12 protein-coding genes and 1 pseudogene are annotated in these 17,194 nt (G+C 56.5%); 3 read left to right on the top strand and 10 right to left on the bottom strand.

The annotated features are described in order from the left end of the window. Window positions 1–607: 607 nt before the first annotated feature. Entirely contained in the window at window positions 608–1,591 is a 984-nt protein-coding gene (locus Q7L55_03085) for a ketoacyl-ACP synthase III (GenBank protein ID MDO8731545.1), read from the bottom strand. A 628-nt stretch (window positions 1,592–2,219) separates the two neighbouring features. On the opposite strand from Q7L55_03085, the gene Q7L55_03080 reads away from it, so the two are divergent. Continuing rightward, window positions 2,220–3,491 (top strand): ABC transporter substrate-binding protein, encoded by a 1,272-nt coding sequence (locus Q7L55_03080; protein MDO8731544.1) that lies wholly within the window; start codon window positions 2,220–2,222, stop codon window positions 3,489–3,491. 356 nt (window positions 3,492–3,847) lie between these two features. Here Q7L55_03080 and Q7L55_03075 read toward each other — a convergent pair whose 3' ends face one another. From Q7L55_03075 to Q7L55_03035, 9 genes and pseudogenes are all read right to left on the bottom strand, one after another. Beyond that, the gene (locus Q7L55_03075; protein MDO8731543.1) at window positions 3,848–4,330 is read right to left on the bottom strand and encodes a carboxymuconolactone decarboxylase family protein; all 483 of its coding nucleotides are present in this window, start codon (window positions 4,328–4,330) and stop codon (window positions 3,848–3,850) included. 28 nt (window positions 4,331–4,358) lie between these two features. Then, a complete protein-coding gene (locus tag Q7L55_03070) occupies window positions 4,359–5,303 on the bottom strand; it encodes a TIGR03621 family F420-dependent LLM class oxidoreductase (protein ID MDO8731542.1) in 945 nt (314 codons plus the stop codon). Continuing rightward, window positions 5,300–6,043 carry an SDR family oxidoreductase gene (locus Q7L55_03065; GenBank protein ID MDO8731541.1) on the bottom strand — a complete coding sequence of 248 codons (744 nt, stop codon included), beginning with the start codon at window positions 6,041–6,043 and terminating at the stop codon, window positions 5,300–5,302. Before Q7L55_03065 ends, Q7L55_03070 begins: the two co-directional genes overlap by 4 nt. A 322-nt stretch (window positions 6,044–6,365) precedes the next feature. Continuing rightward, entirely contained in the window at window positions 6,366–7,004 is a 639-nt protein-coding gene (locus Q7L55_03060; GenBank protein ID MDO8731540.1) for a TetR/AcrR family transcriptional regulator, read from the bottom strand. A gap of 101 nt (window positions 7,005–7,105) precedes the next feature. Next, window positions 7,106–8,311, bottom strand: a complete 1,206-nt coding sequence (locus tag Q7L55_03055; protein MDO8731539.1) for a lipid-transfer protein — start codon at window positions 8,309–8,311, stop codon at window positions 7,106–7,108. Beyond that, window positions 8,308–8,817: an OB-fold domain-containing protein gene (locus tag Q7L55_03050; protein ID MDO8731538.1), complete on the bottom strand. Its 510-nt coding sequence runs from the start codon at window positions 8,815–8,817 to the stop codon at window positions 8,308–8,310. Before Q7L55_03050 ends, Q7L55_03055 begins: the two co-directional genes overlap by 4 nt. Window positions 8,818–8,940: 123 nt before the next feature. Beyond that, window positions 8,941–10,059 (bottom strand): amidohydrolase family protein, encoded by a 1,119-nt coding sequence (locus tag Q7L55_03045; protein ID MDO8731537.1) that lies wholly within the window; start codon window positions 10,057–10,059, stop codon window positions 8,941–8,943. Window positions 10,060–10,232: 173 nt separating this feature from the next. Then, window positions 10,233–12,698 carry a CoA transferase gene (locus Q7L55_03040; protein ID MDO8731536.1) on the bottom strand — a complete coding sequence of 822 codons (2,466 nt, stop codon included), beginning with the start codon at window positions 12,696–12,698 and terminating at the stop codon, window positions 10,233–10,235. Between the two features lie 179 nt (window positions 12,699–12,877). Then, window positions 12,878–13,192 (bottom strand): annotated as a pseudogene (locus Q7L55_03035) (helix-turn-helix domain-containing protein). Window positions 13,193–13,704: 512 nt separating this feature from the next. On the opposite strand from Q7L55_03035, the gene Q7L55_03030 reads away from it, so the two are divergent. Continuing rightward, the gene (locus tag Q7L55_03030) at window positions 13,705–16,170 is read left to right on the top strand and encodes a CoA transferase (protein MDO8731535.1); all 2,466 of its coding nucleotides are present in this window, start codon (window positions 13,705–13,707) and stop codon (window positions 16,168–16,170) included. Between the two features lie 270 nt (window positions 16,171–16,440). Next, a complete protein-coding gene (locus Q7L55_03025; protein ID MDO8731534.1) occupies window positions 16,441–16,722 on the top strand; it encodes a hypothetical protein in 282 nt (93 codons plus the stop codon). Window positions 16,723–17,194 lie beyond the last annotated feature (472 nt).

Below are 17,194 nucleotides of genomic sequence, written 5' to 3'. Positions count from 1 at the left end.
CGCAGTCGGGTTCGGATACTCCGACGCATGATCCAGCATCTGCTGGACACACCGCTCCTTCACCTTCGGATCAATCTTCTTCGGCATGACTCCATCCTCCTAGACTCAAAAGGAGGCGGCATCAAACCTAGGGCGCTTCACTACTACAACTACCATCGCCCGCACGGCGGCCTCGCAGGGCAAACTCCCTACGAACGCCTCAAACAAAAAACCCAAGCATCAACGTAAGCGAACTACGTCAGTTGCACAGGCGCACTTTCGTGAGGAAATATTTGCAGTTTTCGTTGGGTTGACCGCAACGGCAATTTTGGAATGCCTTGCATGGCGAGTTCGCCGAAGCCTGGGCGGCATTAACCGCGTGGCCCAAACATTCCACAGCCTCGTAATGCCGTGAGATTCGCGCTCAGTTTCGTGAGACGTTGTGATCCAGAGTGAGTGAAATTGGTGGCGTATCGGATAGAGAGTCCGATACAGGCCGCGAGGAACCAACGGTTACCTTGCAAATTTAGATCCGCCATTGGTGAGCATCGCTCTACTCCAAAGCGATGGGGCTATCCGTTGAGCCGCCTACTCAGCTGGGCCATTGAGCATTGCCTTGGGTAATGAGTCAGAACCACTTCAGAGTCATTACTCCAGTCGATAGGCCCCCACCTACCGCCGCAAGAACGAGGTGTTCACCGCGTACAATTGTCGAACTACTAGTGCTTTCAGCAAGTGTCACCAACATGGATGCTGCGCCGGAATTTCCATACCGATCAGCCGTGATCGGCACTCTTTCAGTTTCAACTTGCAGCGTGCTTGCCAAAAGGCGCAAGAGTTTTGGATTGGCTTGGTGAAATACAAATCTGGAAATATCGTCGATCGATAGGCCACTTTCTTTGACCACACGCAGTATCAGTGGTGGAAGAATTGCTTCGACATAGGCCCTGACCGCCCTGCCGTCCATGCGGAAATACTGATCGCCAGCTTGAATACCTTCCGCAGTTAGCGGCAAGCGGGTGCCACCTGCACGGACTTGTACCGCGTCTTGAAATTCGCCATGGGTGATGTGAGAACTATGAAGAATGCCGTACCCATCAGGCACGCGACTTAGAACAACCGCCCCAGCGCCGTCGCCCAAAATGCTCAGCGTTCGCTTGTCCGAGCGATCAAGGATTCCGGAGTATCGATCTGCACCGATCACAAGTACCCGCGCCCGCGGCCCGCCAGCTTTGACGATTCCCGCTCCTACTTCCATTGCAAAAAGGCTTCCAGCGCATACCGCGTTCATATCAAATGCGAACGCATCCTTTAGCCCTAGCGCATCAAGCACGATCGCGGCAGTGGCTGGTTGGGGCTTGTCGGGAGTGGACGTGGCGACAATGACCGCCCTCACACCCTCCAACGCGCCGGGAGTCCGTTCAACCAGGTCTCTAACTGCAGCGATCGCCAAATCGGACGTTGCCTGACTATCCGCCGCATAACGACGTTCATTCATTTGAGTGGCGCCAACGATCCAGTCAACAGAAGTGCCCGCAACTTCCGCTACCGCATGATTGCTCATCACGCCTTCGGGCACGTACCGCCCTGTGGCAACAATTCCTACGCTCACGTCTTCCTTCTCTCCATTAGTTCACAATTTCGATTGCTCTGGTCGACGTGGTAGGTGTCGCAAATGCAAGTTGTTCGGAGTGCGCACTACGTTTAGTAATTGCGGGTAGTGGAGACCCAAGGTAGCGCCACAATCAAGTTCCATGCAAACGTCAACGCGGTGAATTCACGCCGGAAGTGATCAATCGCGCGCAACATTGCGGACTGGCGACAAGGCATGCAAATGCCTTACGCCGCAAGCATTTCTATCGCAAGGGCAACAGTAACTAGGACGATTCCAATCGTTCCTGCAACGCACTTGTCGGGCTGTCCGATGCAATCTGATCCGTCTGCATCAAGAGGCGAATCGCAGCATGTGCGAGTCCTGCTCGAGGAGCAATCAGGAGGTTGCGTTGTCGTTTGCCAACTACCTATTCAACGGAGACCCGTGCCTTTACTCATTCATAGGTCGAACAAAGCCGCCACTTGTGTCGGCCGTTTTGATAAAGATTCGATAACGAAAAAGTACGCGTATTTACCGCGAATACTCGATAACTGCAGGGTTCCACTAATCGGTCGCTTCGGCCGGCCAAAGAATTGGATCCGCGTCACCGAAATGGTGTCGTGAACATACAAATGGGAGCAATCAGATGAAGCAATTGTCCAAGAGAGGGGCAACGTCCCTTGCAGCGGGCGGCTTGGCCTCGGCAATGATTTTCGTGGTGCCGTCCACAATGGCCCTGGCGGCACCTGCGCCGGCGCCCGCGACAAATGCAAGTTGTCCGTCAACCCCAGGGGTTACCCCAACAACGGTCAATCTTGCAATGATTTTTCCCGTTACGGGTGCTTCATCCGCGAGCTTCCTGGGTCTCTCAGAAGGCGCAAAACTGCGCGTGGCACAGGAGAACGCCAAGGGTGGGGTGAATAGACGCAAGATCGTCGTGACCGTTTACGACGACAAGGCCGAAGGCGCCACCCAGTCGACTCAGGTCAACAAGGCCCTGCAGCAGGACAACCAATTCGGCTTCATTCACGGCAGCACCACGGACGCCAGTTTGGCCCTGATGAGGGCCGTGAACGCGCCTGTGATCGTGGCAGGCTCTACCCCGCTGAGTGCCACTGACCGGAACGTCTTCGGCTTCAATGGGCCTGCTACCAGTGCATTTTCCGCGTCATATGCGCCAAAGCGTCTCAAGTTGGCCGGCGCCACCAACGTCGGCGAATTGAATCATAATTCGCCAGGCGCGAACTTGGCAGGTGGCGGCTTCGTAGCAACTGTGCCATTGGAGGGTTTGTCGCTTGGTTTGCGTGTTCAGGATCTTCCGATTGGCGCATACGACGCAACTTCAACGGCGCTGCGCATCCGCCAATCTGGCATCAACGGGGTCTATCTGGTTCTCACGCCCGACGGTGGAACCTCTGTGGGCGCAGCAATGAAGCAACAGGGCGTGAGAATCCCGACCCTGCTTCCTGGTCTCACTGATCCAGCCGTTGTCGCGAAGGCCGGAAGTTCCCTCGAAGGTTTCATTAGCCAGACGTACGGCAATGTGCCGCTGACAGTCCCTGGAATCCCTGCGATTCGAACCTATGTCAACGGCATGAGAGCAGCGGGCGTGAATCCATATCTGAACAATGGTCCCGTTGGATACATCACAGCTGACGAGTTCATTACCGGTCTCAAGAAGGCCGGCAAATGCCCGACGAGAGACTCATTCGTCAACGCATTACGCGCAAACACCCATGTCACGGGAGCCGGTCTATTGCCCGTGCCGATCAGCTTTGCACCGGGCCTGACCCCAAATGGTGACCCGAATCCGTGTTCGTGGTACCAGACAGTCAAGAACGGCACATTAGTTCCCGATGCCAAGGCAACTTGTGGCGCCACGGTTGAAAATGCAACAGGCAAGGTGGTAAAGAACTAGCTTTTCAATGTCACTAAGAAGGGACCGGCGAATGCCGTTCCCTTCTTAGTTCTGTGTTCAAGGTCGACACGCGAATGGCCTGCTCGAGTGATATCCGTGCTCACCAGCAATGCAGCCCCTAGCCGCAATTCAGCAAACAGAGACGGCGCCACAGGGTGGAATTGAGACCGGCGGCGCGCAGAGGGATTTTTGACGCACTTTTATTCGCATTGCAAAGCGGTGCCCGGCGCAATAGCGGGATCCAGTCCGTACGCACACGCATCAATTGGAAGACCGTAGAGGCAGAACTAAGCAAAGGACCACAAACAACTTCAGGTTTTCCCTGTCGAGCATTAGGTGGGTTGATGCATTGCCGATCAGACTGTTTGCTCTGCGACGATGCCCATCGCGAGAAGGTATCGCCCTGAGAGGGCGTAGAACCCAGAAAGCATCACCATGTCTGAGATCTCCTGCGGAGACCATAACTCTGTCGTCTTCCGCCAGAGCTCGTCGGTGGTCGCAATGGCATCTGCGGCCTCACAAAAGAGCAGCGCTGCAATCTCTGCCGGATCGAAGTCGTCGAAATGCGCATCCCTCAGTGCTTGAAGTTCCTGGTTAGTGATGCCCGCCCGCAAAGCGACGGGCTCGTGCAAAGTGCACTGATAGCTGGAACCAACGCGGTACAAAGTTCGCAACACCAAAAGTTCGCGAACGCGATCGGAAAGGCGGGACGCCGTGTGGACGCGCCCAGACAAGCTCGCAAAACCCTTGAACATTTCCGGGTTGTTATAGACCGCGCTGACGATCCGGTTGGGATTCTTGATATCGGAGGGAAGCTCTGCTTCCGGGAGACGCTGCACAGAAATGCCCTTCGCTTGGAGTGTGTGACTAGCAGAGTTCAGCAATGAGTGGGCCCAGCTCCCACGCAAGCCCTTCGCTCACCGTGAAATATGTGATCCCGTATCTCTCGTTGATTGCATGCACATGTTCGACGAGTTCTGCGGTGCTACCAATGAGACCGAAAGGTGAATCCAGGAGTTCGTCGAGCGACAGCTCGTCGAGGCCTAACAGCGCTCCTGATTGCTGAATGGCACGTGCCGCTGCTTCAACGCGCCCTTCAGTAGTGCTGGTGACGGCCCCGAAGAGCACGCGAACGCCGAGAGTTAAATCCTCGCGTTCATAACCCCCTGCCTGCCGGATCCAGTCAAGTTGTTCTGCGAAGGCACTCCGGCGAGTGTCAGCTTGGCCAGACATAGGCGTGAGGATGCTGATGATCTGAGCGTTCTGGGCTGCGTAGGTCAGCATGCGCTTGCCGCCGCCACCCATCATGATCGGCAGCGGGTCTTGCAGAGGTATCGGCACCGATGTGAATTGCTGAATCTTGTAGAAATCCCCGTCGAGGTTTACGGGCAGGCCGGTAAACAGATGCCTGAGTGCTTCGATGCATTCAAAGAGTCTGCTTACACGTACGCCTGGCAGATCCCACTTGCCAATTCCTGTCTTCGTCAAATCTTCCTCGACCCAGCCGGCGCCGATACCCATGTCGACTCGACCATTCGACAAGATGTCCAACATCGCGATTTCCTTGGCCAGCAAAGCAGGATGGCGAAAATCATTGTTAAGAACCGTGGTAGCTAGGCGCACCCTTGAGGTGACCATTGCAGCGGCCGCTAAGCAGATCAACGGTGACACTTCCCAAGGGCCAGGACCAACGTGATCTGGCACTGAGACCGAGTAGAAGCCCAAGGCTTCAGCGCGCTTCACTTTAGCGACCCAGTCGTCTGCATCTGATGCTGAGGGAAGCTGGATGGAGAATTTGTATTGCGGGCTCAACTGGTGGCGCCTCCATCGACGTACAGCGTTTGACCCGTCGTGTAGGCCGCACCGTCTGAACAGAAGTAGACGATGGCCTCATATTGCTCTCGACTCGTGCCAAATCTCTTGATTGCGTTGCCTGCCAAGATCTCATCGGCATTGGGCATCTGGCTCGCTGCTGCTTCAAAGGCGCTGATACCGGGTGCGATGCAATTTGCAGTGATGCCAAACGCGCCAAGCTCGCGCGCCATTCCCCGTGTCATGTCCTCAACACTTGACTTGGTCAGGCCGTATGAGTCGGTTCCCATTTTGGCTGCCATCGAAGACACGTTGATAATGCGACCCCAAGAGTTCTTCTTCATAGCGGGCACTGCCGCTCGAGTTGCTCGCAAGGTACCGGTGACATTCACCGCCCAAGCAATATCCCAAACGTCATCAGGGCATTCGATTAGTCCGGCATCAGCTAAGCCTCGCCATAGGCCCGCGTTGTTGACCAAGATGTCAAGCTGGCCGAATTCGCTGACGGTCGCGGCCACCATGGCATTGACGGACGCCTGAGAGGTAACGTCGCATTCGACTCCGATTACCTTCGGTCCAATGGCATTTGCCTCCGAGACAGCGCCAGCCGTGCCCTTCACATCGGCGACCACAACATTGGCGCCATCCATCGCGAAATATTTGGCGTAATCACGGCCTAAACCGCGAGCAGCACCAGTAACGACAACGACTTTGCCTTGCAATCGATTTGTATTCTGCATACTCGCAGTATTCGGGGGGCGAGTCATGATCACAACAGGATTTCGAGCTATCTCGCAGGATTCTTATGCGTAACACGTAGTGAATCCGTACAGAATTTTGATTTCCGTTCAGAGTACGTAGATCACTAACTCAAACGTTCGGAACAGAGAGCTCTGTTGAACTTCTAGTTAGTCCAGACAAAGACTCACGCAAAGCAGCACAGCCACAGCAATTACCTCCCCAGGTCGAGTCTCATTGGCCGTGGCGCAATTGCATTGCCAGCGTGAGCACGCAGACCAACTCACAATTTGTAGTTGCGTCAAACCTCGTAGCCACAACTGCCTAGGTGTGTGCTCTTCGTACGATTCGTCTAATTTCTGAATTCACAAGTTCTAGTAATGCTTCGCGACTGTGTTCAGGCTCAGGAACGTCGTATACCGAGTGGTAAGACAGCCAGCGCCCCACCAGGTTGAAAAGAAGCCGCAGCGATTGAGACGGCGCCGCTGTGTGCGCTACCCAACCACGCTGTGCCCATTCAGCCAGAATCTCTTCGGCTGCAGCATCTTGATCATGGAGTGAATGCGTCAAGCTGTCGTGACTAACGGGAACGATCGACATAGCCGGCGCCAAAGCAGCAACCCTCGTGGCATAGCTGTCGAACCACGCGTTCAAATCTTTGAGATTTCCCGGCTGAATCCTCTTCATGTCGGTGAATGCCCTAAGTACTTCCAACTCCATGTATTCGCCGATAGCAATCGCGAAGTCCTGTTTTCCGTGAAAGTACGAGTACAGAGTGGTCCGGCCTACGTTTGCATGACTAGCGATCTCATCGATAGTGGCAGCATCGAATCCACGTTCAACCATCACTTCAATTGCTGCGCTTATCAACCTATCGCGCGTAAGTTGTTTTTGCGCCTCACGAATTGAGACGCGCCGGATGCCCGGGTACGCACGAACTGAGCCCACTGCTACTTCCGCCATTCTCGCAGGCTAACAACTCGTGTTCACTTTGTGAATAGTCAATAACTCACTCGCACCGCGTGCTGACGCAAAGCGCCAGCCCATTCGTCAAACTGGTTCAATTAAACCTTGCCGAGAAGGATCGCTCCTGTTGGGGCCATCGATGCGCCGGCGGCAACCAGGATCACTTCAGCATCGGCAATCTGGTTGGACGCGACGCCTCGGATCTGACGCACACCTTCGATGACGTGCGTCATTCCATGCGCATAGACCTCCGCGAGGTTTCCGCCGTGCGTGTTGACCGGGATTTTGCCCTCGCGGCGAATATTGCCTTCGGCAACGAAGGGGCCGCCTTCGCCCTTCTTGCAGAACTGGAAATCCTCGATCGCCATGATCACCATTGGGGTGAAGTGGTCGTACAGCAATGCAACGTCAACATCGGCTGGGCCCAGCCCAGCCTTGTTGTACAGATCCACAGCCAAGGTGCGGTAGCCACCCGACACGTAGTCATCATCGGAGCTGATATGACCGCCGACTGGGCTTGCCATGCCCGAGGAGTCAGCCGCGGCTTGGCCAAACCAAGCATCGCCCCATCGGGGAGGTCCGCCCATCGCCATCGACAGCAGTGAAACCGGCTCCTGCTTCAGGTCCTTGGCACGCTCCATGGTAGTGATGATGACCGCGGTGCCGAAGTCGGACTCCATGCAGAAATCCATCTTGCGCAGTGGGTCACAGATCATTGGTGAGTTGTGGTGATCTTCCATGGTGATCTCGTCGCGGAAGCGAGCGAAGGGATTGTTCGCGGCATTGCGGCGGGCGTTGATCGTGATCTCGCCGAAGTGATCCTCAGTGGTGCCAAAGCGAGCCATGTGACGCCTGGCTGCAAGTGCGAAGGCGTTTCCGGGACTCACCATGCCGTGCGGAGGACCTTCGCCTGGCCGGCCCATGCCGCCAAAGCGTGCAGAGCCGGGCATCGTTGCGCCACGCACCACGCACACCACATCGGCTTGCCCTGTTGCAACGGCCATCGCCGCGTACATGTAGGCGCCCCCCATGGCACCGCCACCACCGCCCCAACCCATGGCTGTGAAGCGGAGTCGATCGCATCCCAGCATCGCTGAAAGCATCCCGCCCTGGTTTGGGTCATTGGAGTAGGAAGACCAGCCGTCAATCTCCTTGGGGCTGATGCCGGCGTCTTCGCAAGCCTTCAGCACTGCCTCAATCACCAGCGAGAATGCGCCGCGGTCGGCGAACTCCCCGCGCTTGCCGTAAGCAGTGTGACCGATACCAACGATTGCAGCTTTTCCATTCAGCCAATCAGCGCTCATGCTGCAGCTCCTTCAAGTGGTTCAAAGACGACGAGGGCGATCGGGCCAACATCAGTGGCTTCCGCGTCCGCGCCGGCTGGTCCATAGCCGCCGCCTGCTCCTGCGTACTTGCCCTTGACTGGATCAAATGCAGCCTTCACTGACAGACCAACAACCAGAGTGCTCTTGTCTACGCCGAAGACATTGGTGAGGAGCCGAATAGGGCCACCTGTGGTGCCGTCGAGTTCAACAACCGCATAGTCATAGGGATTGCCGTTGTTCATCACGTCATTGATGGGGCGATCAACCCACGAATAGGAGTACACGACACCGGTTCCCGGCAAAGTGTCATCCCAGTGCCAAGCCCACGACAGGCAGTTGTAGCAAATATCTGTTGGCACATGCCGGTGAAATCCGCAGTCATCACACTGCTGAATAACCAGCCTGCCCTGGCCAGCAGCCTCGTAGAACGGCGTCACGAGCCGACTCAACGCAGGGCCACCAAAGCCCGGCATCCGCTCACTCATATGCATATCTCCTTGACCTACTTGCAATCGACGCTGTGCTCGCAACTAGTTTCAGTGCCCAGCAGAGTTGAGACCCCGTGTTAAGAACTGTCATCACGACCCAGCGAAATGCGATCTCTTGCCCTATGCCCAGAACTTGGGAGCTGACGGGAAAAGCTCCTCAAATGCGCCGAAACGGATCCTGTGAGAGAGCGTCTCGTCGACACCATCGAAGAGCCCATGCAGAGTTTCCTGAGTGTGACCGTACGTTCCTTCGAGGTGCGGATAATCAGAGCCCCAAAGAATGTTGTCGTATCCCATGTGTTGAGCGGCGATGATCGCTGTCTGGTCATGTTGAAATGATGTGTAGACCTGCGAATACAAGATTTCGCGGGGCGTGCGATTCAACTTTGGCCTAACAGACATGTAGTGCTGCCGGTAGCCCTCCTCGAGCCGGTCGGCTAAGAATGGGACCCAAGTAGCTCCACCTTCGGAGAGCATCACTTTTAGATTTGGGTGGCGATCGAGTGCACCGGACGCAACCATCTTGGCGACCGCTCGCTGGCCGGTGAAAGTTGTCTCGTTGTAATTGAGGACAGCGCCGCCATTCCCTCGGTACCACACTCCTATAACTTGACCATTAGCCATATCAACAGGTTCTGTACCCACGTGGAATGCGGCCACCATGTTCGCCTCTTCCATTGAAGCCCACAGAGGTTCCCAATACTGGTGTTGCCAGTCCTCTTGCATTGGATGAGGCATCACTGGAAGAAACACGCTCTTGAAGCCGAGCCCGGCGCAACGCTGCATCTCCAGGATGGCGTCGTCAATGTCCAAGGTAGAGATTTGGGCAGTGGGGAAAAGCCTCGAAGAAAGGCTCATAATTTCATCGACAGCGAAATCGTTAGTGATCTGCGCCGTCTGGCGCACGAGTTCTCGCGTCTTAAAGGACGCGGCCCACATGCCCAGAGACGGAAATACCAATTCGCACCAGACGCCTTCATCGTCCTGATCCGGGATTCTCTGCTCAAAGTCGTTGAACCCTGGAGCACGCGTGGCAAGCTCTCCGAATTCTCGTTGCGTCGGGTTTGGGAGCCTTCGCTCGAATGATTGACCGTCCACGAATACGGTCTCCGTCAGTCCGTCAGGGTTCTTGACGGATTTAGGTACGAGATCAACGAGATCCTTGGACAAATGTTTGGCCCACAAATCGTCTGGCTCTATGAAGTGCGAGTCGCCTGAATTCGACCAGATCTTGTCCATCGCCCATCCTCGTTTCATCGTTCTGAGTGTGAATAAGTACCGCGGCAGATTGCACCTGTGCGTTGCTCGCAAGCCAGTGAACTTGTCATAGACATCTGTCCAAGAGAGCGATGAGGCGGTGGGGCGGGCGACCTACCGCACCACCGCCTCGGGCAAACACCGCCAGCGTGACCTCAGCCAAGGAGGATGACCTTCCGCTCCGCAAACTCGGCAATTTCTGCGTCCGAGTAGCCGATCTCCCTCATTACCTTTGCTGTGTGCTGACCGACGGTATTACCAGGGAGCGCCTGAGTCTTTGAACGAGAGAACTTCTGGAATGGACTCAGTCGCGGCATCTCTCCGACAATGGGGCTCTCAATACGAGTGACCCAACCATGCTCCTCAGCGATTGGCCCAAGAAAGATGAGCTCGGGTCGCTCTGTATTCACTTCAAGCAGGGGCACGCCAGCGACCAATGCTCTGGCTTCCCACTCAACCGCTTCATGAGCCAAGAACAATTTGGACAGCATTTCGACAAGTTCATCGTCGTGCTCATGACGAAGTGGGCCCGACATGAAGCGTTGATCGTCATTAGGGATCCAAAGGAGTTCGGCCAATGACTCCCATTCACGCTGCGTAGTCACGGATATAGCAATCCAGCCAGCTGCCGTTTCGTAGAGTCGCTGCAAAGCGGAAACCCCAAGAATTTCTATGTCCGTACTAGATTCGGGCCAGCGACCCTCGAATTCCACCATGGCTTCGCCTTGAAGGTGGGCGCAAGACATCAGCATCGTGGTGAGCAACTCTTGTCCGAGCAGTCCGATCGCTTGCAAATAGGACGCCATTGCAAGAGCGGTCCCAACTGCAAAAGCCGCAACACCATCGGGCTGCACTGCCGCTGTAGCACCTCCTGCTTGCAATTTCTTCGCGTACTCGCGGAGACGTTTATTGCTGTCCGGAACTCCCTCTGGAATAAGGAAGCCAACGCTGCGCATTGATATGCCAGCACCCGCAGAAATTACGGGTGCGTATGCCGGAGCCGCGCCTTGTGGCGCAAGGAGGCCGAATCCGGGGCAGTAGAGGTACATGATTCGAGGGTTCATCGCCTTGATTCCTTCAAAGCCCAGCCCCATGCGATCTGCAGCTCCTGCACGGAACGAACACATGACAATGTCCACATCCTTGGCGATCTTCTCCACTATCGCCTTGGCATGCGGCGACCCCAAGTTGAGTGCCACAGACTCCTTGCCTTGCAGGACCTTCATCGCCCCTGCTTCAGGGAACGCCTGCTGCGTACGCATAGGGTCCCCTTCGAGCACCTCGAGCTTAATAACTCGCGCCCCAAGGTCAGTCAAAATGGTGGATCCGTATGGAGCTGCGAAAAACATTCCCAATTCAAGGATGGTCAATCCTTCCAAGGGCAAAGTTGCCGGCGCCTTGCTTATCGGGAATGACGCGAGTTCAACCATCGCAACACGAGAACGCAATTCAGCCTCGTTCTCGTTCAGTAGTGGCGAACTCGAACTGATGTGTGCTGGATTGTCGCTGAAGCGAACAAGCGGCCCTGGCTGGAGCACGTCACCATGGCGAGGATCGCAAATAGTCGTGAGTTGGCCCTCAACCTCAAGTTGTGGGTGGTGCAGCAATTCTGTGCCGCGCCTGAAGATTTCAGCGAAGACGTTGGGGTACTCGGCGAACAGGTCATGCCATTCTGCCAACGTCTTACTCTTAACGGCGTCGTGAAGGATCCCCCAAAACTCCAATCTCATCTCGGAGGACGCACTGTCAGGGATCGTGACCGTGTCGGTAACAACAGTTACGAACTCGCCCCAACGTTCGTCGTCATACATCCAATTGAGCCCGCTAGCTTCCATGAAGTCGCGAAAGTGTCTGGGCTGGACTCCAGAGAATTGAAGCCAATAGCCATCCTTAGTGATCGCCACGAGCAGCTTGAACGGAAAATTCAAAAGAGGAGCGCCTGCCGAGTCGTAATGCTCTCCCCCACTTGCAAAGGCACCGGGGAACATCATTTCAAGCGCGGCGTTGTTCTGATTGAAGGGATCCTGGCCACCCAGGGCATGAGCCATGCTCACATCAAGTTGCTGGCCAAATCCACTCTCCGTGCGCTCTCGGAGCGCAGCAAAAATGCCTTGAAGCGCTGCCTGAGATCCCGACCACGAGGCCCATGGCGTACTTGACCACGTTGGGCCAGGGCGATCGGTCACAACAGCAAACCCTTGATTGATTCCGACCTTTGCAGACACCATCGCCTCATCTGCCTTCACGTCAGCAAGCGAACCTTTCGTGCCGAAGGCCGTTATATGCGTGTAGATCAGCGAAGGATTGAGCGGCATTATCGACGCTCCATCCAAGCCGCACTCCTGAAGTATCGAAGAACGCTCCTGCGTGATGACAACGTCGGCTTGCGACATGAGTCTGCGCGCCACCTCAGCGTCAGCGGTGAGCCCCAAGTCCAGCATGATGCTCTTCTTGCCGCGCGCGAGAAACATAAACCCGGGCTCTCGGCGCCCTAAAGCTCCGCCAGGCGGTTCAATGGCTATGACCTCAGCACCGAAATCCGCGAAGAGCTGGCCGACCTGCGCTGTCGAAAGCCCTTCCCCCAATTCGACGATTTTCAAACCGTCGAGCACACCAGCCATTTGCAATTCCTCCCCGCAACAGGGCCTGGTGCCCACCTCGCGTAATTGGAGATTTGCATAGAGATTGCGGCATGTACAGCAATCATCAAGAAAGCGGATTCAACTCCGAACACCAGCAATACCAATGTGTTTATGTCGAACAGAACCCGGAAAACTGTGCAGCAATTCTGGCGCCGACATCACGCTCGTGGACTTTGTGCCCCAATGCCTTCGGCAGTGTTGGGCAGAAACGCAACAGTCCTTGCTTGCGCTAGAGACAATGCTTTGAAGTCGGATAGCCACTGGGCGAGGGCCTCGCTATCGCCTGGCGCGACTGCGCCAATCTTGCGGAATTCCAGCAGGAGCGCTGAGTTGAATGCGGCGGCGACAGCTTCCGCCAACTGTGATTTCCCGTTGAAGTACTTGTAGACAGTTGTTCTTCCCACATTTGCACGCGTGACCACATCGTCGATGGTGACACTCTCAAATCCACAGTCCGCGAATACCTCCGCTGCGGCGTCAACAAGCCTTTGGCGTGTTAAGAGTCTTGTTCAACTCGAAGCGACGAGCGCTTAGGCGCGCCAGATGGCCGAAAGGCAGATTGTGCATGTGTGGTCATTCGCAGTCCGATCAAAGCCCTTTACGAGGATTGAAGAATTCGACTCTTGGTGCGCACTTCCCACCATATATCGAGTAGAACAATTGAGCCGAGCAAGAATCCTTAGGTGTATCAACTGGGTGCACCGAAAAGCATTCGATATTGCCGCGGACTAAAGCACCTGGATTGGCGAAATTGATCCGCGGTGAATGCCTTCGTGCCTTGCCGAGCTCTTCGATACTTCGTTCTCCAAGTCTGAATGTGTCTGAACATTTCTTGGCATTCTGTTCGACATAAACGCATTGGTATTGCTGGTGTTCGGAGTTGAATCCGCTTTCTTGATGATTGCTGTACAAGCCGCAGTCCATATGAAAATCTGCTCGAACGCGTGCGGGGCAAAGGGTCCGGCATCGAGGAAGGATCCGCGTCATGGCAGGTGTGCTCGACGGACTGAAAGTCGTCGAATTGGGTTACGGACTTTCGACTGCTCAGGTCGGGCAGTTGTTCGGCGACTTCGGGGCCGAAGTCATCGCCATCGAGCCCCCCGGCGGTGCCTTGGCCCGTCGTGAGCCCGGATTCCTGTTCCTGGCACGCGGCAAGAAGTCCATCGTCCTGGATCTGGAGGACGCAGCAGATGTCGAGGTTGCCCGCTCGCTGATGGCGCAGGCCGACATCGTCGTCACTCAGGAGCGCGGCTCGCATCTGCAAGCCTGGTGCCTGGATGCCGATTCGATCACGGCACTCAATCCTCGACTGATCTACACCCGCCTCACCGCTTTCGGCACCGAAGGCCACCTCGCGGATGTCAAGACCGACGAGGCAATGGTGGCTGCGAAGGTCGGCGTCAACACGGCCTTTGCCGTGGTGACTGATCGTCCTGGCCCCACCTGGTCGAACACCCCTTGGGCCTCATGGTCGGGTTCGCAGGCCGCCCTCCAGGGGATCTTTGCTGCGCTGCGTGATCGCGAGTCCACCGGCGCTGGCCAACAGCTTGAGGTGAGCATTGCGCATGCCCTCGGCGGCCAGGATCCCTTCAACCAGAACAACGCCGCGCTGGAGATCATGTTTCCCGGCGCCTTCGCCGGCGGCGGCGAGCAGTACGACGCTGCAGGTGCTCCGCACCTGAGCTTCCCCTTCAAGTTGCTCGTAGCCATCACCAAGGATGGCTACTGGATGCAGTTCTCGGGAGTCCAGCCACGCCACTTCCGTGATTTCATGGTGGCCAGCGGCCTGGAATGGATGTACAGCGATGAGCGGTGGGGCGAGTTCGTGCAGGTGGCAACCGACACCGTCACCATTCCAGCCAGCGCCGACTCCGCCATGCGCTTGGAATTCTGGGGAATTCTCCACGATGTCGTGAAGAGCAAGACCCTTGCTGAGTGGCAGCAGCTCTTCGTCGAATTCCCGAATGTGTTCGCCGAGATCTTCCGTCGCGGCACCGATCTCCTGCACCACCCACAGCTGGAGGTTGAGGGACAGCTGACGACACTGACTGATCCCGAGCACGGCGCCGTATTGCAGCCCGGACCATTGGTCCGTCTCAGCGAGAACCCCGCTCAGTTGAGTGCCAGCGCGCCAGCCCTCAACGAGCACGACGCTGAACTACGGGCCCGCGCCGCAAGCGTTACCCCAAAGCCGCAACCAGCCATTGCTGCGCCAGCGACCCTGCCACTGGAAGGCATCACCATCCTCGAGCTCGGCATGTTCTTCGCCGCGCCCTATGGCTCCACCATCCTCACCGACCTCGGTGCCCGGGTGATCAAGCTCGAGGTGCTCGAAGGCGATCCAATGCGCACCCAGCAGGCCTTCCCTGAGGCCGGTTCGATGAAGGTGTTGCAGGGCAAGGAGTCAGTGGCATTGGACCTGAGCTCCCCCAAGGCCAAGGAGATCGTCGCGCGGATCGCCAAAGACGTCGACCTGGTGATGTGCTCATTCAGAGCCGGGGCTGCTGATCGGATGGGCTTGGGCTTTGAAGGTCTCAAGGCGATGAACCCGAAGATCATGTATCTGCACTGCCCCGGCTTCGGGATCCTTCCTCCCCAAGGTGCGGCACCGGCCTATGCCCCCGTCATCTCGGCAGGTGCTGGTATCTCGATGCGAAACGTCGGCTTCTTGATTCCAGAGGGCGTACCCGCGACCCATGAACTGACCCGCAAGTACGCCAAGAAACTTTCCGCAGGCGGCATGACGGGTGCTGCTCAGCCGGACGGCGTTGCGGCGTTCGCTGTAGGCACTGCGCTGGCGATGGGGGCCTACCTCCAAGCGATCGGCGTTCAAGGCCAGGAGATGCTCACCACCATGCTGCACTCCTGCGCACACTTGCAAGGCGAGGCGATGGTGGAGTTCGAGGGCCGCTGGCCCGAGACTGGCACCGACCAAGAGATTCTTGGTGCTTCTGCCGTCCAGCGTCTCTACGAGACCTCCGATGGCTGGCTGTCGATATCGGTGACTACTCAGCCGGAGTGGGAAGATCTCAAGGGCTTGCTCGGTACTGCGCTAGACGATGAGCGCTTCATCACGAGTTCGTTGCGCCAAGAGCATGACGGAGCCTTGATTGAGGCGCTCTCCAAGGCCTTCATGGCCCTGACGGCAGCTGATTGGGAAAGCAAGGCATTGGCAGTCGGTGTGCCACTGCTCGAGGTGAACTCTGAACGGCCCGAACTCATCTTCCTGGGACCGATAGCCGAAGAGCATGGCTGGACGGCTCGCATCATTAGCCCCATCGTGGGCGAGATGCCACGTCTGTCACCGTTCCAGAAGTTCTCCCGCTCCAAGACCCAGGCGCTGCCCGGCAACACCATCGGCCAGCACACCGCAAAGGTCTTGACCGAGATCGGCTACTCCGACGAGGAGATTGCCGCTTTCGCCGAGCAGAAGCTCGTCATCCTCGGCTGATGCGATTGCAATCGTGATTGAAAGCGGGGCTGCGGAGTTCAACTCCGCAGCCCCGCCTCTTTAGTCCAAGGCTGAACCGCAAGACACATCGGTCGTTCGCGGCACATCGCCGAAGTATCAGTCCCTCGGCGCGATGAGGATCTTCATCGCATCAGCACTTCGAAGCAACTGCACTGCTGCCGGTGCATCCTCCAGAGCGCAGTCGTCCACTTGGAGAAAGTCGCTGACACTAAGACAAGGAAGTTGGATGCGCGTCTAGGAGAATTGCTGTTGGAAGTCGAATTGCGAACTGCGGCAGCAGACGAACGTGAACGCCTGTGCCAGCTCGAAGAACAGGAACGTCGTCTCCGTTGGGAGCGCGTTAGGGCAGAAGCGGAGGAACTTGCAATTCAACATCATCGCAATGTGATGCTGTTCGATCAGGCCGAACGCTGGCAACGGTTGGAGAGCCTGAGCAACTATCTGAAGGAATTGGAAGCACGTATCAAACAAATGGACGGCGAGGAGAAGTCTGCCGCCTGGCAGTGGCTCTATTGGGACGAACACAACTAGCGAATCTCAGTCCTCTGCGAGACCAGCTCGGAATGCCACCAGACCCCGACATGACCGCTGAAGCGCTTAAGCCTCACATGCGATGTCTATCGCCCTATGCGCCGTGAACTTCCGTGATCACCATCTGTATCAATGGTGCATGTCCAAGAAATTGCACCCGTATTTGACCGCAACGCACCTGCAGAGCACCTCTGATTGCCGCCGAACTTCAGCAGTCACAGGCGACCGATAGTCGTTCCAAGCAAAGGCCTTCTTCTCACTCGAGCGCATTTACCCGAACGTCAAGGTCCATCCGTGTTGGTTGGGGGTTCGATTCCCTCCGGGCGCACTTTTGTGAAGTCCCGGGACATCGTTAACCCCTGTCCCGGGACTTCGTTTATTTCGGGGGTTGTTTCTTTCTTCGTCCGCCGCGTTGGGGACTGCCTTTGGGTGGTCCGGGTTTGAGTCCGCGGGGTTGGTAGTTGCGGGTGGG

The sequence above is a fragment of the Actinomycetota bacterium genome (assembly GCA_030650795.1).
GTDB lineage: Bacteria > Actinomycetota > Actinomycetes > S36-B12 > S36-B12 > UBA11398.
Note: the sequence above shows the minus strand (reverse complement) of the source record. Positions and strands in the feature narration are given on the sequence as shown.